The organism is Ramlibacter humi (assembly GCF_004681975.1).
GTDB classification, from domain to species: Bacteria; Pseudomonadota; Gammaproteobacteria; order Burkholderiales; family Burkholderiaceae_C; genus Ramlibacter; species Ramlibacter humi.
Window position 1 is genome coordinate 376,323 of the sequence record NZ_SMLK01000003.1, and the last position, 14,898, is coordinate 391,220.

The 14,898-nt window shown below is 70.1% G+C and carries 14 protein-coding genes; 5 read left to right on the top strand and 9 right to left on the bottom strand.

Annotated features, from left to right (window positions below):
- Positions 1-39: 39 nt before the first annotated feature.
- Positions 40-1,533 carry an FAD-linked oxidase C-terminal domain-containing protein gene (locus EZ216_RS12725; protein WP_135250135.1) on the bottom strand — a complete coding sequence of 498 codons (1,494 nt, stop codon included), beginning with the start codon at positions 1,531-1,533 and terminating at the stop codon, positions 40-42.
- A gap of 165 nt (positions 1,534-1,698) precedes the next feature.
- Between EZ216_RS12725 and EZ216_RS12730 the strand changes: the two genes are divergently transcribed.
- Entirely contained in the window at positions 1,699-2,151 is a 453-nt protein-coding gene (locus EZ216_RS12730) for a PaaI family thioesterase (RefSeq protein ID WP_135250136.1), read from the top strand.
- A 5-nt stretch (positions 2,152-2,156) separates the two neighbouring features.
- On the opposite strand, the gene EZ216_RS12735 is transcribed toward EZ216_RS12730, so the two are convergent.
- The 4 genes from EZ216_RS12735 to purU all read right to left on the bottom strand — a co-directional run bounded on the left by EZ216_RS12735 (position 2,157) and on the right by purU (position 7,935).
- The gene (locus EZ216_RS12735) at positions 2,157-3,866 is read right to left on the bottom strand and encodes a sensor domain-containing diguanylate cyclase (protein WP_167772886.1); all 1,710 of its coding nucleotides are present in this window, start codon (positions 3,864-3,866) and stop codon (positions 2,157-2,159) included.
- Positions 3,866-6,067, bottom strand: coding sequence for a carotenoid biosynthesis protein (locus EZ216_RS12740; RefSeq protein WP_135250138.1), 2,202 nt, complete (start codon positions 6,065-6,067; stop codon positions 3,866-3,868). The genes EZ216_RS12735 and EZ216_RS12740 overlap by 1 nt, the downstream gene beginning before the upstream one ends.
- A 72-nt stretch (positions 6,068-6,139) precedes the next feature.
- Complete coding sequence (locus EZ216_RS12745; RefSeq protein WP_135250139.1) at positions 6,140-7,009, bottom strand: LysR substrate-binding domain-containing protein; 870 nt, start codon at positions 7,007-7,009, stop codon at positions 6,140-6,142.
- Positions 7,010-7,086: 77 nt separating this feature from the next.
- Positions 7,087-7,935, bottom strand: a complete 849-nt coding sequence (purU, locus tag EZ216_RS12750; protein WP_135250140.1) for a formyltetrahydrofolate deformylase — start codon at positions 7,933-7,935, stop codon at positions 7,087-7,089.
- Positions 7,936-8,027: 92 nt separating this feature from the next.
- Here purU and EZ216_RS12755 point away from each other — a divergent pair, with 92 nt between their 5' ends.
- The 3 genes from EZ216_RS12755 to EZ216_RS12765 all read left to right on the top strand — a co-directional run bounded on the left by EZ216_RS12755 (position 8,028) and on the right by EZ216_RS12765 (position 10,848).
- Positions 8,028-8,720 (top strand): DUF4197 domain-containing protein, encoded by a 693-nt coding sequence (locus EZ216_RS12755; RefSeq protein WP_135250141.1) that lies wholly within the window; start codon positions 8,028-8,030, stop codon positions 8,718-8,720.
- Between the two features lie 126 nt (positions 8,721-8,846).
- Positions 8,847-10,181 (top strand): omega-aminotransferase AptA, encoded by a 1,335-nt coding sequence (aptA, locus tag EZ216_RS12760; protein WP_135250142.1) that lies wholly within the window; start codon positions 8,847-8,849, stop codon positions 10,179-10,181.
- Between the two features lie 4 nt (positions 10,182-10,185).
- Complete coding sequence (locus EZ216_RS12765; RefSeq protein ID WP_135250143.1) at positions 10,186-10,848, top strand: glycosyltransferase family 2 protein; 663 nt, start codon at positions 10,186-10,188, stop codon at positions 10,846-10,848.
- An 18-nt stretch (positions 10,849-10,866) separates the two neighbouring features.
- Here the strand turns inward: EZ216_RS12765 and EZ216_RS12770 are convergent, their stop codons facing one another.
- On the bottom strand, positions 10,867-11,613 hold the full coding sequence (locus EZ216_RS12770; protein WP_135250144.1) for a ChaN family lipoprotein: 747 nt from the start codon (positions 11,611-11,613) through the stop codon (positions 10,867-10,869).
- Between the two features lie 52 nt (positions 11,614-11,665).
- Here EZ216_RS12770 and EZ216_RS12775 point away from each other — a divergent pair, with 52 nt between their 5' ends.
- A complete protein-coding gene (locus tag EZ216_RS12775; RefSeq protein WP_135250145.1) occupies positions 11,666-12,721 on the top strand; it encodes an AbrB family transcriptional regulator in 1,056 nt (351 codons plus the stop codon).
- Between the two features lie 48 nt (positions 12,722-12,769).
- On the opposite strand, the gene EZ216_RS12780 is transcribed toward EZ216_RS12775, so the two are convergent.
- From EZ216_RS12780 to EZ216_RS12790, 3 genes are all read right to left on the bottom strand, one after another.
- On the bottom strand, positions 12,770-13,042 hold the full coding sequence (locus tag EZ216_RS12780) for a BTH_I0359 family protein (RefSeq protein WP_135250146.1): 273 nt from the start codon (positions 13,040-13,042) through the stop codon (positions 12,770-12,772).
- Between the two features lie 95 nt (positions 13,043-13,137).
- A complete protein-coding gene (locus EZ216_RS12785; RefSeq protein WP_135250147.1) occupies positions 13,138-14,061 on the bottom strand; it encodes a DUF3108 domain-containing protein in 924 nt (307 codons plus the stop codon).
- Complete coding sequence (locus EZ216_RS12790; RefSeq protein ID WP_135250148.1) at positions 14,058-14,834, bottom strand: IclR family transcriptional regulator; 777 nt, start codon at positions 14,832-14,834, stop codon at positions 14,058-14,060. The genes EZ216_RS12785 and EZ216_RS12790 overlap by 4 nt, the downstream gene beginning before the upstream one ends.
- Between the last annotated feature and the right edge of the window lie 64 nt (positions 14,835-14,898).

The following is a 14,898-nucleotide window of genomic DNA, read 5'->3' on the forward strand; positions in this document are numbered from 1 at the left end:
TGCCGCGGCAGCCCTTTTTTCATGGGTGCGCGCCGCGCGTCAGAAGCGCGGCAGCTCCGGGTGCGGCAGGCGGTTGCCGCGCACCAGCATCTTTCCGTACTCCGCGCAGCGGTGCAGCGTGGGGATCACCTTGCCGGGGTTCAGGCGGCCCGCCGGATCGAACGCGCGCTTGACGCCGAACATCTGCTCGCGCTCCTCGGGGCTGAACTGCACGCACATCGAGTTGAGCTTCTCCACGCCCACGCCGTGCTCGCCCGTCACCGTGCCGCCCATGGCGACGCTGGCTTCCAGGATGTCGGCGCCGAACTTCTCGCAGCGATGCAGCTCGTCGGGGTCGTTGGCATCGAACAGGATCAACGGATGCAGGTTGCCGTCGCCCGCGTGGAACACGTTGACGCAGCGCAGCCGGTACTTCCGCTCCATCTCCTGGATGGCCAGCAGGATGTCCGCCAGCCGCTTGCGCGGGATGGTGGAGTCCATGCACATGTAGTCGGGGCTGATGCGGCCGGACGCGGGGAAGGCGTTCTTGCGCCCGCTCCAGAAGCGCAGCCGCTCGGCCTCGTCGCGGCTCACCGCGATGGCGGTGGCGCCCGCGCCGCGCAGCACCTGCGTCATGCGGGCTATCTCCTCTTCCACCTCTTCCGGCGTGCCGTCGCTTTCGCACAGCAGGATGGCTTCGGCGTCGAGGTCGTACCCCGCTTGGACGAAGTCTTCCACCGCGGCCGTCATGCGCTTGTCCATCATCTCCAGGCCGGCCGGGATGATGCCCGCGGAGATGACCGCCGCCACCGCGTCGCCAGCTTTGCGCAGGTCGTCGAAGCTGGCCATGATGCAGCGCGCCAGTTGCGGCTTGGGCACCAGCTTGACGGTGACTTCCATCGTCACCGCCAGCATGCCCTCGCTGCCGACCACCACACCCAGCAGGTCGTAGCCGGACGCGTCCAGCGCTTCCGAACCGAAGGTGACCGGCTCGCCTTCCGCGGTGAAGCCGCGCACGCGCAGCACGTTGTGCAGCGTCAGGCCGTACTTCAGACAGTGCACGCCGCCGGAGTTCTCCGCCACGTTGCCGCCGATGGTGCAGGCGATCTGGCTGGAAGGATCGGGCGCGTAGTACAGGCCGTAGGTCGCCGCGGCTTCGCTGATCGCGAGGTTGCGCACGCCGCATTGCACGCGCGCGGTGCGGCTGGCCGGGTCCAGCGAGACGATGCGGTTGAACCGGGACAGCGACAGCGTCACGCCTTGCCGGTGCGGCATCGCGCCGCCGGAAAGGCCGGTGCCCGCGCCGCGTGCGACCACCGGCACGCCCAGCGCATGGCAGGCGCGCAGCACGCCCTGCACCTGTTCCTCGGTCTCGGGCAACGCGACGGCGAGCGGCCGCTCGCGGTAGGCGGTGAGGCCGTCGCATTCGTACGGGCGTGTTTCTTCGGCATGCCACAGCAGCGCTTGCGGCGGCAGCACCGCTCGCAGCGCCGGCAGCAGGCGGTCGAGCAGCGCGGCTTCGGAAGCGACGGCGGGATCCAGCGGGGCGTTCATGGCCGCAACCCTAAACCAGTTCCGGCGCGGCAGGCTGAAGATTCTTCATCCGGCACCGCCGCGCGCTGCAATCGGCGCTGGCACCCGGGCGACAGGCTGTCGCGGGCGTGGCTGGCAAAGCCACCACCGAAGCTCACCATGCCTCGCACCACAGGAGAGAACGCCATGGTGAGCTATTCGCCGCCCGAACTGCAGCCCGGCCTGCGCGCCGACCTGGCCGCCGCCATCGAAGCGATGCCATCGTCCCGCCTCATCGGCTTGCGGGTGCGCGGGTTCGCGCCCGGCGGCGTGTCGCTGCTGGAGTTGCCCATGTCGCCGCAGGTCACCTTCGACGGCCGCGTGGTGCAGGGCGGCGTGGTGGGCATGCTGGCCGACTACGCCGGCGTCAGCGCCGCTTCATCCACCTTGCCCGCGGGCTGGGCCGCATCGACGACCGCCTTCGAGGTGCACAACCTCGCACCGGCCGTCGGCGAGCGCCTGCTGGCGGTCGGGCAGGCGGTGCAGGTGGGCAAGTCGCACGCGGTCTCCACGGCGCGCGTCTGGGCCATGCTCGGCGAGGACGCGACGCTGGTGGCCGTGGCCACCACGACCTGCCGACCCTTCGAAGCGCGGCGCTGAGCCGCTCAGGTGGCTTCTGCCGCTGCAGCCGCGGCGCGCTGCTCGCGGTGCGCGATCACGCGCCTGGGATCGTCGGCCAGCTGGTCCAGCGCCTGGTCCATGCGCCGCAGCACCTGGAGTTCGTCGATGCCGCCGTCCAGCGCCGTTTCCAGGTCGCCGTCCGGCACGCTCGCGGTGACGATGCGAAAGCGCAGGTTCAGGTCGGGCGGCAGCGTGTGCACGCGCTCCAGGCCGCGCGCCACCATGTGCTGCGCCATGCGCTTGCGCAGCTCTTCCTCGCACGGCCCTTCCAGCAGCACGGCGAAGCGTGTGTCCGAAACGCGGCACACGGTGTCGACGTCGCGCACCAGCGCCGACAGGCGCGAAGCCGCGACCACCAGCGCGCGATCCGCCGCGTCGCGGCCCTCCGCCTGCGCGATCTGCTGGTGGTTGGACAGCTCCACCATCATCACCGCGCTGCGGTGCGCCAGCCGGCGGCCGCGCCGCAGCGCGTCGCGCAGCCGCAGCCGCAGCACCGGCGCCAGCACCAGGCCGGTGAGCGGGTCGGTGCTTTCCAGCGCGCGCAGGCGGGCGCGGTTCTCGCTGAAGTCGCGCGCGCGCCGGTGCAGCACGTACAGCAGCAGCGGGATCTCGATGGCCGATCCGATCAGCACCGCGTATTGCGTGGCCCAGCTGTCCGGCAGCACGCCCGCCGCGCGCAGGGCCGGGAACGGGTAAGCCAGGTGCACCGGCAGGAAGCCGAAGAACAGCCACAACGAGTACGACTCGCCGCGCCGCCAGGTCCACAGGCACACCGAGATGCTCAGCACCACCGAGCCCAGCGCGTACAGGTTCAGCGCGACGTAGGTCGCGGCGTTGTTCAGGCCCAGGTAAATCGGCACGAGCGCGAGGCCCAGGAACGCGTAGCCCATCACCGCGCGGTCCGCGAAGCGGCCGTGCCGCGGCAGCGCCGTCGCGTTGCGGATGTTCCAGATGCCCGCCGCCGTCATCAGCAGCACGAACATCGACGGCGCCGCATCGGCGAGAAGCGCCCAGTGCGGCCAGAAGAACACGGCGCCCACGCCGGTGAACGCCAGCTGGAACAGCAGCATGCCCAGCACGTAGGCCGTGTACGAATGGAAGGACACGTCGGCGGAGAGCCGGCCGTACATGATGGCGAGAACCGCCACCAGCACGCCGAAGCCCAGGTACGCGCCCACCAGCAGATAGGTCCAGTCGCGCGTGTCCTGCAGTTCCGAAGCCGAGAGCAGGCGCAGGTGCGTGCTGACCGGCGCCGGCTTGTTCTCGATGCGCAGCCACACGGTGCCCCCGCCGGGCGGCAGCTCGAACAGCGGCGCGAAGTTCGGGTGCGACCACTGCGACACGGGCCGGTGGTCGCCCGCGAATTGCTCGCGCCAGCCGCCGACGGATGAAAACAGGGTGGCGTGATCGATGAAGGCCGCGCCGGTGAGCATCAGGTACCAGTGCTCGTCCGCGGGCAGCTCGGGCGTTTCGACGCGCAGCCACAGCGCGCCATTGCCCAGGGTGATTGGGCGCGGGTGCTCCATCGGTTCGAACCTGGCCGCATTTCCCGCCACCTCCTCGATGGTGGCGCCGCCCGATGCATCGACCCATTGCGAGATCCGCGGCGCTTCTGCCGCCGACGCGGCGGGCAGCAGGAGCAGCCAGCACGCCAGGGCCAGCCAGCGGCGCCAGGACGGCGACAGCGCCTGCATCACGCGCCCGCAGTCTTGCGCGTCAGGCGCGTTTCCAGCCGGTTCACCCAGCGCGGCGAGCGGGCGTCCTGGTGCCAGCCGGACACCGTGTGCTTCATCGGGTTGAGCAGCTCCTCCGGCAGGCCCAGCGGCCGCGTCTGGTCGAGCAGGAAGCGCGTGAGCAGGTGGTACCCCACGACTCTGGTGACCATGCGCGTGATCGAGAAATCGGGCACCACCATGCGCACCAGGCGGTCGAATCCCAGCAGGAACAAACGCCCGCCCTGGAACAGCAGCAGCGTCAGCAGGCCCACGCGCTGGTTGACGCCGATGGCGTTGGCGGTGGCGCGCCCCACCAGCCAGCGCGTCATCGGCACCGGCAGGTGCCGCAGCACGGGCACGCCGATGGAATGCGCCATCGCATCCATCAGCGCACGGCCGAGCGGCGGGCGCACGTCGGGGTCGGCGGGCCTGGCGCGCGCCCGCGCCTGCAGGTCACCGAACATCGCGGCGGCGTCTTCCATCGTGTGCGCGAGCAGGTCGTCACGGACGCCCAGCACGTGGCCGACCACGTTCCATGCATGCAGATACGCCCGTTCCTGTTCCTGCGGCAACCCGAGCCCGAGCTTGCGCAAGCCGTTCAGGAACACGTAGCTGAAGGTCAGGAGCGTGTACGCCAGCTCCAGCTGGTTGCAGGGCAGCCCCTGGCGGTCCGTGTCCCAGCCATGCGCCAGCAGCGCTTCGTTCAGGCTCGCACCCGCGCGCCGTTCGCGCTGCGGCACGCAATGCGATTGCGTCGGCGAGCCGTGCAGGATCAGGTGGCGGATGGTGGCGTGGATCAGGCGCACCTTCAGCACCTGCGCGATGCCGGCGCCTTCGGGCCGCGTGAGGCCGCCCTTCATCATCACGGGGAACACCATCGCCGCGGTCTGGCGGATGCGGTGTTCGGTGCGCGCTTCCAGCTGGCCGGCGATGTGCAGCACCTCGGACAACCCGGGCAGCAGGTAGCACTCCGGCAGGCTGGCGCAGAACAGCAGCGTGCACGACAGGGGACCGTAGTCCATGAACACGGTTTCGGCCGTTTCCACTTCCGACGGCCGTATCCAGGCGGGCACGTCGCCGGCTTCGCTGAGGTAGCCGCGCAGGATGGCGACCACGTCCGCGTCGATGCCCGGGCCCGCGGGCGACCAGTTGGCGAGAGCGGCGTTGCTGGTCCAGCCCGCCATCAAGCGCGTGGCTTGCCCCAGGCGCGCAAGGCCCTCCGCGGGAGGCTGCCCGTCCGCATCCCACGCGCCGACCAGCGCGGCGACCGTGCGATCGGCCAGCGGGTCGGCTTCGCGCGTCATCGCATCCCATGCGATCGGGCGCGCGGAGGCCGCGGGCGAAGGCGCCGCATCCACTGACGACGCCACCGGCGCGGCGCGCCACTGCCACCAGCCCAGGGCCGCGGCCAGCGCCGGGATGCCCATCGCGAAGAACGAGACCACGCGCAGCGCGACCGGATCGCCGACCGCGACCTGGTAGGCCATCATGCCGGTGTAGATGAGCACGGGCACGAGCGCGGCGCGGCGCAGCGTCGCGGGCGCCTTCGATGCCGTCGGCACCAGCCGCAGCAGCCACAGGAACAGCGCGGTGATGGTGAAACTCACGAACAGCCAGCCCGCGAAGCCCCACACGGTTTCGCCGAACCAGTCGCCTTCCTTCACCATCACCCAGGCCTTGAGCTGGTAGACGAAGTACGGGTCCGCGCCCAGGTCGAACGCGGTGACCAGCAGCGCGGTGAGCAGCGCCGTGACGGCGCCGCGGCGCCACCCGGACCCGGCGGGCGGCACGGGGTGCCGCCACGCGATCAGGCAGGCCATCGTCAGGCCGACCTGGCAGACGCCGAACCACATGAGCGGGATGACCACCGGCACCGAGCCGAGGCGCGGCCCCAGCACGTCGGTGTAGTGGTAGTCGCCGAAGAACCAGCCGTGGCGCGAGCCCATCTCCTCGGCGAACCAGCCGAGCGCGAAAGCGAGCACGACGAAGGCCCAGGAGGCGCGGCGCCCGAGCAGCGCGCGGCAGGACCAGAGGCTGACCGCGAACCACGCCAGCGAGGCGAGCACCAAGGCGAGCGACACCGGCTTGTAAGCTGCTGCCGTCCACGCCACGAGAGCGGCGGCGGCCGCCGCCGGTAACCACCAGCCGGCGGTCATCCCCAGGCTTTTGTGCTCGGCCAAGATCCCCTCCTTTGCGCGCTCCGTACCGCGTTGATACGGATTCTTACATCCTGGGCCTCGCAGCCCAAGCGATCAGGCGAGGGATTTGCGCAGCCAGTCCGCGAATGCGGCGCACTCCCAACGGTCCATGGTGCCGGTGCGCCAGCACAGGTAGTGCGCATGCGGGCTGGGGACGTTGCGTTCCGACAAGCGAACGAGCGTGCCGTTTTCCAGCCAGGGCGCCCCGAGCTTCAGGCGCACGAGGGCGACGCCCAGGCCTTGCGCCGCGGCATCGCACATCAGGCCGATGTCGTTGAAGGTGGACCCGTCGGTGGGCTCGCCGGCGTCCACGCCATGGGCCAGGAACCAGGTTCGCCATGGTTCCAGGGGGCTGCGGATCAGGCGCGCGGCCAGCAGCTCCTGCGGCGTGTCGAACGGGCCGTACTCGCGCACGAACGCCGGTGAAGCGAGCGGCGTGACTTCGTCCGTCATCAGGCACAGGTGCTCCACGTCGGCGTAGCGGCCGCTGCCGAAGCGGATCATCAGGTCGGCGTCCTCGGCCACCACGTCCAGCAGCGGGATGGACACCTGCAGCGTGAGGTCGATCTCGGGATAGGCGTCGGTGAAGGCGCGCAGGCGCGGCATCAGCATGGAGCGCGCGAAGGTCGGCGTGACCGCGACGCGCAGCTTGCGCTTGCCCTGCGCGGCGTTCCGGCCGGGGAAGCGCTCCAGGATGGACAGGCCCTCGCGCACGTGGGCGAGGTACTCGCTGCCTTCGGTGGTGAGCGAGAAGTCCGAGCGACCGAACAGTTTCGTCCCCAGGATCTGTTCCAGCTGCCGCACGCGGTGGCTCACCGCGCTGGGCGTGACGCACAGCTCCTCGGCGGCTTGCGTGACCGACCGCAGGCGCGCCAGGGCCTCGAACGTCAGCAGGCACTGGATGGGCGGGATGCGGGCGGTCATGGGTGGGCACCGCTAGCGCGGTGCGCTCTGGATCCCCGCCTGCGCGGGGATGACGTTGCTCACTCCGTTGCGCAACGTCACTTGAAGATCACCGTCTTGTGCCCGTTGAGCAGCACGCGGTGCTCGCTGTGCCACTTCACCGCGCGGGCGAGAACCTGGCTTTCGGTGTCGCGGCCGACGGCGGTGAGGTCTTCCACCGTGTGGGCGTGGTCCACGCGCGCGACGTCCTGCTCGATGATGGGGCCTTCGTCCAGGTCGGCCGTCACGTAGTGCGCGGTGGCGCCGATCAGCTTCACGCCGCGGTCGTGCGCCTGGTAGTACGGCTTGGCGCCCTTGAAGCTGGGCAGGAAGCTGTGGTGGATGTTGATCGCGCGGCCGGCCAGCTTGCGGCACAGGTCGTCGGACAGGATCTGCATGTAGCGGGCCAGCACCACGAGTTCGGCACGCTCGGCTTCCACCACTTCGTAAAGGCGCGCTTCCGCTTGCGCCTTGGTGGCCGCGGTCACCGGGACGTGGTGGAACGGCACGTTGTAGCTGGCCGCCAGCTGGTAGAAGTCGCGGTGGTTGGACACGATGGCCGCGATGTCCAGCCGGAGCAGCCCGCTCTTCCAGCGGAACAGCAGGTCGTTCAGGCAGTGGCCTTCCTTGCTGACGCAGATGACCGTGCGCATGGGCTCGCGCGCCGCCTGAAGCTGCCAGTCCATGCTGAAGGTGTCGGCGAACAGTTTCAGCTGCAGCTTCAGGTCTTCGTGGGTCAGCTGGTCGCAGCCGAACTGCACGCGCATGAAGAACAGGCCCGTGTCCGGGTCGTTGTACTGCGCCGCTTCCTCGATGTTGCCGCCACGCTCGAGCAGGAACCCGGAAACGGCGTGGACGATGCCCGTGCGGTCGGGGCAGGACAGGGTGAGGATGTAGGCGTGCTGCATGGGAGCCGCGATTGTCGCAAAGCACGGCTGTCATTGCCGGGTTGGGGCCGCGGCGGCATGATGGGCGCTTCCCTCGTTTTCCGACCCATGCCATGGACCGCCGACAACTGACCATCGCCCTGACCGCCGCCCCCCTGACGCTCCCGTTTCCCGCACGCGCCGCGGGCCTGGCTTCCATCACCGACGCCGACGCCACCAAGGGCCTGAAGACCGCGCTGGAAACCGGCGCGCTGAACGCCGTGAAGCTGCTGGGCGTGAACGACGGCTTCCTCGCCAATCCCAAGGTGCACATCCCACTGCCCAGCGCGCTGCAGGACGCGTCCAAGCTGCTCAAGGCCATGGGCCAGAAGAAACAGGTGGAAGACCTGGAGATCGCCCTCAACCGCGCCGCGGAAGCGGCGGTGCCCATGGCGAAGAACCTGCTGGTGAACGCGGTGCGCGGCATGTCGGTCACCGACGCCAAGAACATCCTCACGGGCGGCGACACCTCGGTCACGCACTTCTTCGAAGGCAAGACGCGCGAGCCGCTCTCCGGCCAGTTCCTGCCGGTGGTGCAGCAGGCCGTGTCCAAGGTCGGGCTGGCGGCCAAGTACGACAAAGTGGCCGGCAAGGCCGCCGGCATGGGGCTGCTCAAGCAGGAAGACGCCAGCATCAACCATTACGTCACGCGCAAGGCGCTGGACGGCCTGTACCTCGTGATCGGGGACGAGGAAAAGAAGATCCGCCAGAACCCGGTCGCGGCGGGCAGCGACATCCTGCGCAAGGTGTTCGGCGCCCTGAAGTGAAATGACGAATGACGAATGACGAATGACGAATGACGAGGACGGTGTGTCATCCGTCATGGAGCGCGCAGCGCGAAGTCATTCGTCATCGGTAGCAAAATGATTACCTGATTCGAAGGAGCCCCGAGCATGGCCTACCAAGACTTCAAGATGGACAACCAGTGGTTGCCCTTCACCCCCAACCGCAGCTTCCGCAAGGACCCCCGCATCTTCGTGGCCGCGGACGGCATGAACTTCACCACGCACGACGGCCGCCAGGTCATCGACGGCATCTCCAGCCTGTGGTGCGTGGCAGCCGGCCACAACCGCAAGCCCATCAACGAGGCGATCAAGAAGCAGCTGGACACGCTGGACTACGCCACCGCGTTCCAGGCGTCCAACGACAAGGCCTTCCGCGCGGCCGAGATGATCGCGGCGATGGCGCCCGGCGACCTCAACAAGGTGCTGTTCTGCAACTCCGGCTCGGAGGCGGCGGACACCTCGATGAAGGTGGCGCTGGCCTACCACCGCGCGCGCGGCGAAGGCCACCGCAACGTCTTCATCGGCCGCGAGCGCGGCTACCACGGCGTGGGCTTCGGCGGCATGAGCGTGGGCGGCATCCCGGCCAACCGCAAGGTGTTCGGCTCCGCGCTGCTGCCGCGCGTGGACCACATGCGCTTCATCCACGACCCGGTGAACAACGCGTACATCCACAACCAGGAACCGGTGTGGAAGGAAGACCCGCTGCTGGAGCTGGAGCAGCGCATCCTGCCGCTGCACGATCCCAGCAACGTGGCCGCCATCGTCGTGGAGCCGGTGGCGGGCTCGGCGGGCTGGTACCTGCCGCCCAAGGGCTACCTGCAGCGCCTGCGCGAGATCTGCGACAAGCACGGCATCCTGCTGATTTTCGACGAGGTGATCACCGGGTTCGGCCGCATGGGCACCAACTTCGGCGCCGACTTCTACGGCGTGGTGCCGGACATGCTGAACTTCGCCAAGTGCGTCACCAACGGCGTCATCCCGCTGGGCGGCGTGATCTGCCGCGACAAGCTGTACGACACGATGATGAAGACCGACGCGCCCGAGCACGTGGTCGAGTTCTTCCACGGCTACACCTACTCCGGCCACCCGGTGGCGTGCGCCGCGGCCATCGCCACGCTGGAACTCTTCCAGCAGGAAAACCTGTTCCAGCGCGCGGGCGAGATGGGCAAGGTGCTGGGCGACGCGTTCCATTCCACGCTGAGGGGCCTGCCCAACGTCGTCGGCATCCGCAGCCTGGGGCTGGCCGCCGCGGTGGAGCTCGCGCCCATCGCCGGTTCGCCCGGCAAGCGCGCCTACGACATCTTCGTGGACTGCTTCAAGAAGGGTGCGCTGGTGCGCCCGGCCGGCGACGTGCTGGTCATCGCGCCGCCGTACATCGTCGAGAAGTCGCACATCGACCAGCTGGTGAACACGCTGGCCGATTCCATCCGCGCGCACGCCTGACGCGATGGCGCGGCCGCAGGTCGGCGTGCTGGTCCCCACCGCGGGCCGCCCCGACCTGCTGCGTTCCTGCGTGCTGCAGCTGGCCGCGCAATCGCGGCTGCCCGACGTCGTTGCCGTCCACCAGAACGGGGAAGGCCCGCGTTACGACTGGGCTGTGGCCGACCTGCGCCTGCCCTTCCGCCTCGACTGGCTGTACACGCCGCAGCGCCTGCGCCAGCACGACTGGTACGCCGTCCCTCTCGCGCACCTGCTGGGCGCGGGCTGCACGCACTTCTTCTGGACCGACCACGACGATCTGTACCTGCGCGACCACGTCGCCGCGGGCCTGGCCGAGCTGGACGGCTGGGATTTCTCCATCTCGCGGCGCGCCGGCGTGCTGTACACGCAGCCGCGCGACTGGCGCCTGGATGGGGACGTGGAATTCAACTCGCACGCGCCCGGCGGCATGAGCTCGACGATGTGCTTCAACCGCGGGTTCGCCCAGGCGCTGCTGGAAGACTTGCGCGCCGACGCGGCGCACCACTACGCGGACAACGTCGTGGCCCGCGTCACGATGCCGAAGTTCCGCTGCTTCCTGTCGGAGCGGCGCACCTGCATCTACCACTCGCACGAAGGCTCCGTGAGCTCAGGGCACTGGCCGGCGGAAGCGTTCGGCTTGCGCCGTTGAGCGGTAGGCCGCGGGCGTTCAGCGTTGGCGCTGGAGCTGCTCGCGCAGTCCGGCGCAGTGGTCTTTCGCTGATGCTGCGGAATCGCGAGGCAGCGCGATGGTGCGCACGGCCATCGCGGGCGGAAGATGCCGCGGCACGCCCAGCTGGGGATCGACGTGGCCCGCGCCCGCCAGCAACAGCACGGTGCGGCCCGGCGCCCACGCGTCCATGATCGTCCGCGCCATCGCGCGGTCGCGCGCGACCTGCACCCGCGCCATGGGCGCGAGCTGCTGCTCCGGCATCAGGCCGCAATGGCCTTCACGCACCGCCTCTCGTTGGGCTGCCATGCTGCGCTCGTCCAGCGCTGCATCGAGTACGGTGTCATTCATTGCCGCGCGCGTCGAGGCGCGTGGCAAGTTGGCACCCAGCACGGGAACACCCGCGCGCACGGCCGCCATCACCGCGGGCCCGTACGCGGACCAGGGCCAGGCTTCGGCGACCCAATGCAACGCGGCGCGTACCTGCGCTTCGCTGGCGTCGCGCGGCAAGCCCGCGGTGCTGCCGCCCTGGTCGGCCATCTCCAGCGCCAGCGCCGCGAGCCTTCCATCGGCCGCGAGCCGCCGCACCGCTTCCACGTGCGTGCGCTGGTGCGACGGGTCGTCATGCTGCTCGCCGAGCAGCACCGCGTCCGCACCGCGCCAGTCCGCCGGGTCCAGCGGCGCGGCGCAGCCGGCGAGCAGCAACACGAGCGTCGTCAGGAAGGCGGCAGGGGACCAGTGGGGCATGCGGCGATACTAAGCGCGGCCGCACCGCCTGCGGCCCGTGCACCGCTCTCCCATGGATTCCCGTTTCCACTTGCGCGCCGCGGCGACCCTGGCCCTCGCGGTGGCCACCGCTTCGCTGTGTGTCTGGCTGCACACGCCGCTGCCCTGGATGCTGGGCCCGCTGATCGCCACCGCCCTCGCCTCGGTGCTGGGCGCGCCCACGCAAAGCTGGACGCCGCTGCGCAACGTGGCGCAATGGGCGATTGGCGGCGCGCTGGGCCTGTACTTCACGCCGCAGGTGTCGGCGCTCGTGCTCAAGCTCTGGTGGGCCATCCTGCTGGCCATCGGCTGGGCGCTGCTGCTGGGCTGGGGGTTCGGGCGCTGGCTGCAGAACGTGGTGCGCGGCCGGATGCCCGGCACTGAGGCCGAGCAGCGTGCCACGACCTATTTCGCGGGCGCGATCGGCGGCGCTTCCGAAATGACGCTGCTGGCCGAGCGGGCCGGCGCGCGCACGGACCTGGTCGCCGCGGCACACAGCCTGCGGCTGCTGGTCGTCACCATCCTGCTGCCCGTCGGCATGACGTGGTCGGGCATGCACGGCGTGGATGCCACGCTGCCGGGCCCGCGCGCCGTGGACTGGGGTGCCTTGCCGGTGCTGCTGGCGATCACGGGCGTCGGTTCGTTCCTGATGTCCCGCACCGGCCGCGCCAACCCGTGGTTCATCGGCGCGCTGCTGGCGTCGATGGGCTTGACCGTGGCCGGCATCGAGCTGTCGGCGATGCCGCAGCCGCTGACCAACGCGGCGCAGCTCATCATCGGCATCAGCCTGGGCGTGCGTTTTCGCGCCGAGTTCGTGCACACGGCGCCGCGCTGGCTGGCGGCCGTCGCTTTCGGCACCGTGGCGATGATCGGCGTGTGCATCCTGTTCGCGCTGCTGCTGGCCTGGACCACGGGACTGCATCCCGCCACGCTCATCCTGGGCACTTCGCCCGGCGGCATCGCCGAGATGGCCATCACGGCCAAGGTGCTTCAGCTGGGGGTGCCGGTGGTGACCGCTTTCCAGGTCTGCCGGCTGGTGGCGGTGCTGGTGCTGGTGGAACCGCTGCACCGCCACGGCTGGCTGCGCTGACCCGGCAGCCGGGGGCGCCGGCCCGCGCGCGGCGGGCCGGCCGCGGGGTCAATGCATGACCAGCGGGTTCTGCGCCAGCTCGGCGTAGCCGTCGAGCGTTTCCTCGACCTCTTCCTGGGTGGGCGTGTTCAGCTGCCAGGCGTTGATCTGCTTCTGGAAAGCCTCGGCCCAGGTGCCGTCGAGGTAAACCTCCTTGTTGGTCCGCTTGTCCACGATCTCGAAACCGTGACGGACGCTGCGCGGCGGCGGCTCGCCTTCGGCGGGTTCGTTCGCCTGCATGTGCACGACGACGAACGAATCGGAGTCATAGAGCATCTGCATGGTGTATTCCTTCGATCTCCCAGATGGCTGCGCCGAGTCGGCTTTCAAGACACCCATTCGCCGCGATATGGGTCACAGCGTAGGGACGGGCTGCCTCAGCCTTTGTCGGTGCCGGACCACTGCATGTCCTGCCAATCACCATTCGGGTATGTCAGACGCAGGCGCACCGGACCGTAGTCCGCGCCGGGCGCGAACCACGCCTCGATGCGCAGGTCGTAAAGCCGCGCCGGCGGCCGCGTGAGCTTGAGCGCACGCACCGTACCGCCGGGCAACGCGAGCTCTTCTTCCCCCTCGACGGTGAACCGCCAGGCCCCGGCTTCGCGGGTGGTTGCGGTCTGCACCTCGATGGCCGTGCCGGGCGCATAGCGCGCCGGGTCGGCAGCCAGCAGGCCGGCCAGCTGCACCAGCACGCTCAGCCGGTCCTGCGCACCGGCCTGCAGTTCCACCGGCGCGCGGTTGGCGCTGAAGACGATGCGGGCGCCGTCCTTGTCGAAGTGCGCCGCTTCCTCGCTGCGCAGCTTGTCCGAGAAGCGTTCGGGCGCGAGGCCGGCCGCAACGACGGCGCCCGTGCTGGACTGCGCACGCACGGGACACGGCGGCACGTCGACGCGCAGCGAAGCTTCGAAGGTGTCGCCGTCGCGGCGCCAGGAGAGTTCCGCGTGTCCCGATGCGGACCGGCCGCGAGCGCGTGCGGTGACGTCGTAGCGCCAGCGGGCGGAGGCGGGCAGCAGCACGGCGGGCTGTGGCGGGGCCGCCGTCTCGACGGGCGCTGCCGCAGGCGTGGACCGCGCAGCCTTTGCCGGCGACGTGCGTTTCGGTTCCGCACGCACCGCCACTTTGTCGGCGATCGGCTGCGGAGCCGGGGCAGGATCGACCACGTGCGCCTGCACGGGCTGCGCCGCCCACTTGGGCCATGCGATGCGCTCCGGCACGCCGCGCAAGGCAAGCCAATGCACGGCCAGCACGGCGGCCGTGAGCGCCAGCAGGGGCCGCGGCGCGACGCGCGGCCCCGCGTTCATCCCCGCCAGCCCAGGTCGCTGGACAGCTGCGCCGCCGCGTCGCGCAGCGGCGCGTGCACGGCGCCTTCCCACTCGGCGTCGAAACTGCCGGTGGGCCCGAGCGCCACGATGCCCAGTGCCATGTGGCCGTCGGCATCGAACACGGGCACGCAGAAACCGACGATGCCCGGCAGCAGCACGTCCACCACGCGGGCGGCGCCGCGCTGCTTCACCTCGTCGAGCATGGCCCGCGCCTGCGCCAGGGTGGCCGGCACGTCGGCGCGCGCCTGCTTCTGCGCGCGGGCTATCTCCTCGCGCAGCATGGGCGTGATGGCCTCCTTCGACGCGTAGGCGGCGAAGCAGCGGCCGGTGGCGGAGGACAGCAGCGGCATCACGTCACCCAAACGCAGGTTCACCGTCACGGCTGACGGCGACTCCTCCCAATGGACGATGGTCGGCCCGTGGTTGCCCCACACCGCGAGGGCGAGCGTGTGGCCGATGCTCTCCATCAGCAGTTCGATGCGCTCGCGGGCCAGCTTCACCGCGTCCAGCCGCGACAGCGACGCCAGCCCCAGCTTCAGCGCCGCGGGGCCGAGGTCGTAGCGCGTGCTGTGCGCGTCCTGCGACACCAGTTGCAGCCGCTGGAAGCTCACGAGGTAGCGGTGCGCTTTGGCGGCGCTCATGCCGGCCGCCGCCGCCAGGTCGCGCAGCATCATCGGCCCGCGCGACTGGCCCAGGGCTTCGAGCAACGCGAAGCCCACCTCCACCGACTGGATCCCGACCCTTTCCTTCATGCCGGGAGGCTTCCGGTAGAATTTCGATTAGTTAAATTCATTTCACCATGCGTAACGCTAGCGC

Excerpts from the sequence above, each read along its gene's own strand:
- EZ216_RS12775 (WP_135250145.1), top strand. The coding sequence starts at position 11,666 with ATGGATTCCCGTTTCCACTTGCGCGCCGCGGCGACCCTGGCCCTCGCG.
- aptA (WP_135250142.1), top strand. The coding sequence starts at position 8,847 with ATGGCCTACCAAGACTTCAAGATGGACAACCAGTGGTTGCCCTTCACC.
- EZ216_RS12735 (WP_167772886.1), bottom strand. The coding sequence starts at position 3,866 with ATGCAGGCGCTGTCGCCGTCCTGGCGCCGCTGGCTGGCCCTGGCGTGC.
- EZ216_RS12730 (WP_135250136.1), top strand. The coding sequence starts at position 1,699 with ATGGTGAGCTATTCGCCGCCCGAACTGCAGCCCGGCCTGCGCGCCGAC.
- EZ216_RS12745 (WP_135250139.1), bottom strand. The coding sequence starts at position 7,009 with ATGACCGCCCGCATCCCGCCCATCCAGTGCCTGCTGACGTTCGAGGCC.
- purU (WP_135250140.1), bottom strand. The coding sequence starts at position 7,935 with ATGCAGCACGCCTACATCCTCACCCTGTCCTGCCCCGACCGCACGGGC.
- EZ216_RS12785 (WP_135250147.1), bottom strand. The coding sequence starts at position 14,061 with ATGAACGCGGGGCCGCGCGTCGCGCCGCGGCCCCTGCTGGCGCTCACG.
- EZ216_RS12755 (WP_135250141.1), top strand. The coding sequence starts at position 8,028 with ATGGACCGCCGACAACTGACCATCGCCCTGACCGCCGCCCCCCTGACG.
- EZ216_RS12770 (WP_135250144.1), bottom strand. The coding sequence starts at position 11,613 with ATGCCCCACTGGTCCCCTGCCGCCTTCCTGACGACGCTCGTGTTGCTG.
- EZ216_RS12780 (WP_135250146.1), bottom strand. The coding sequence starts at position 13,042 with ATGCAGATGCTCTATGACTCCGATTCGTTCGTCGTCGTGCACATGCAG.
- EZ216_RS12765 (WP_135250143.1), top strand. The coding sequence starts at position 10,186 with ATGGCGCGGCCGCAGGTCGGCGTGCTGGTCCCCACCGCGGGCCGCCCC.
- EZ216_RS12725 (WP_135250135.1), bottom strand. The coding sequence starts at position 1,533 with ATGAACGCCCCGCTGGATCCCGCCGTCGCTTCCGAAGCCGCGCTGCTC.
- EZ216_RS12790 (WP_135250148.1), bottom strand. The coding sequence starts at position 14,834 with ATGAAGGAAAGGGTCGGGATCCAGTCGGTGGAGGTGGGCTTCGCGTTG.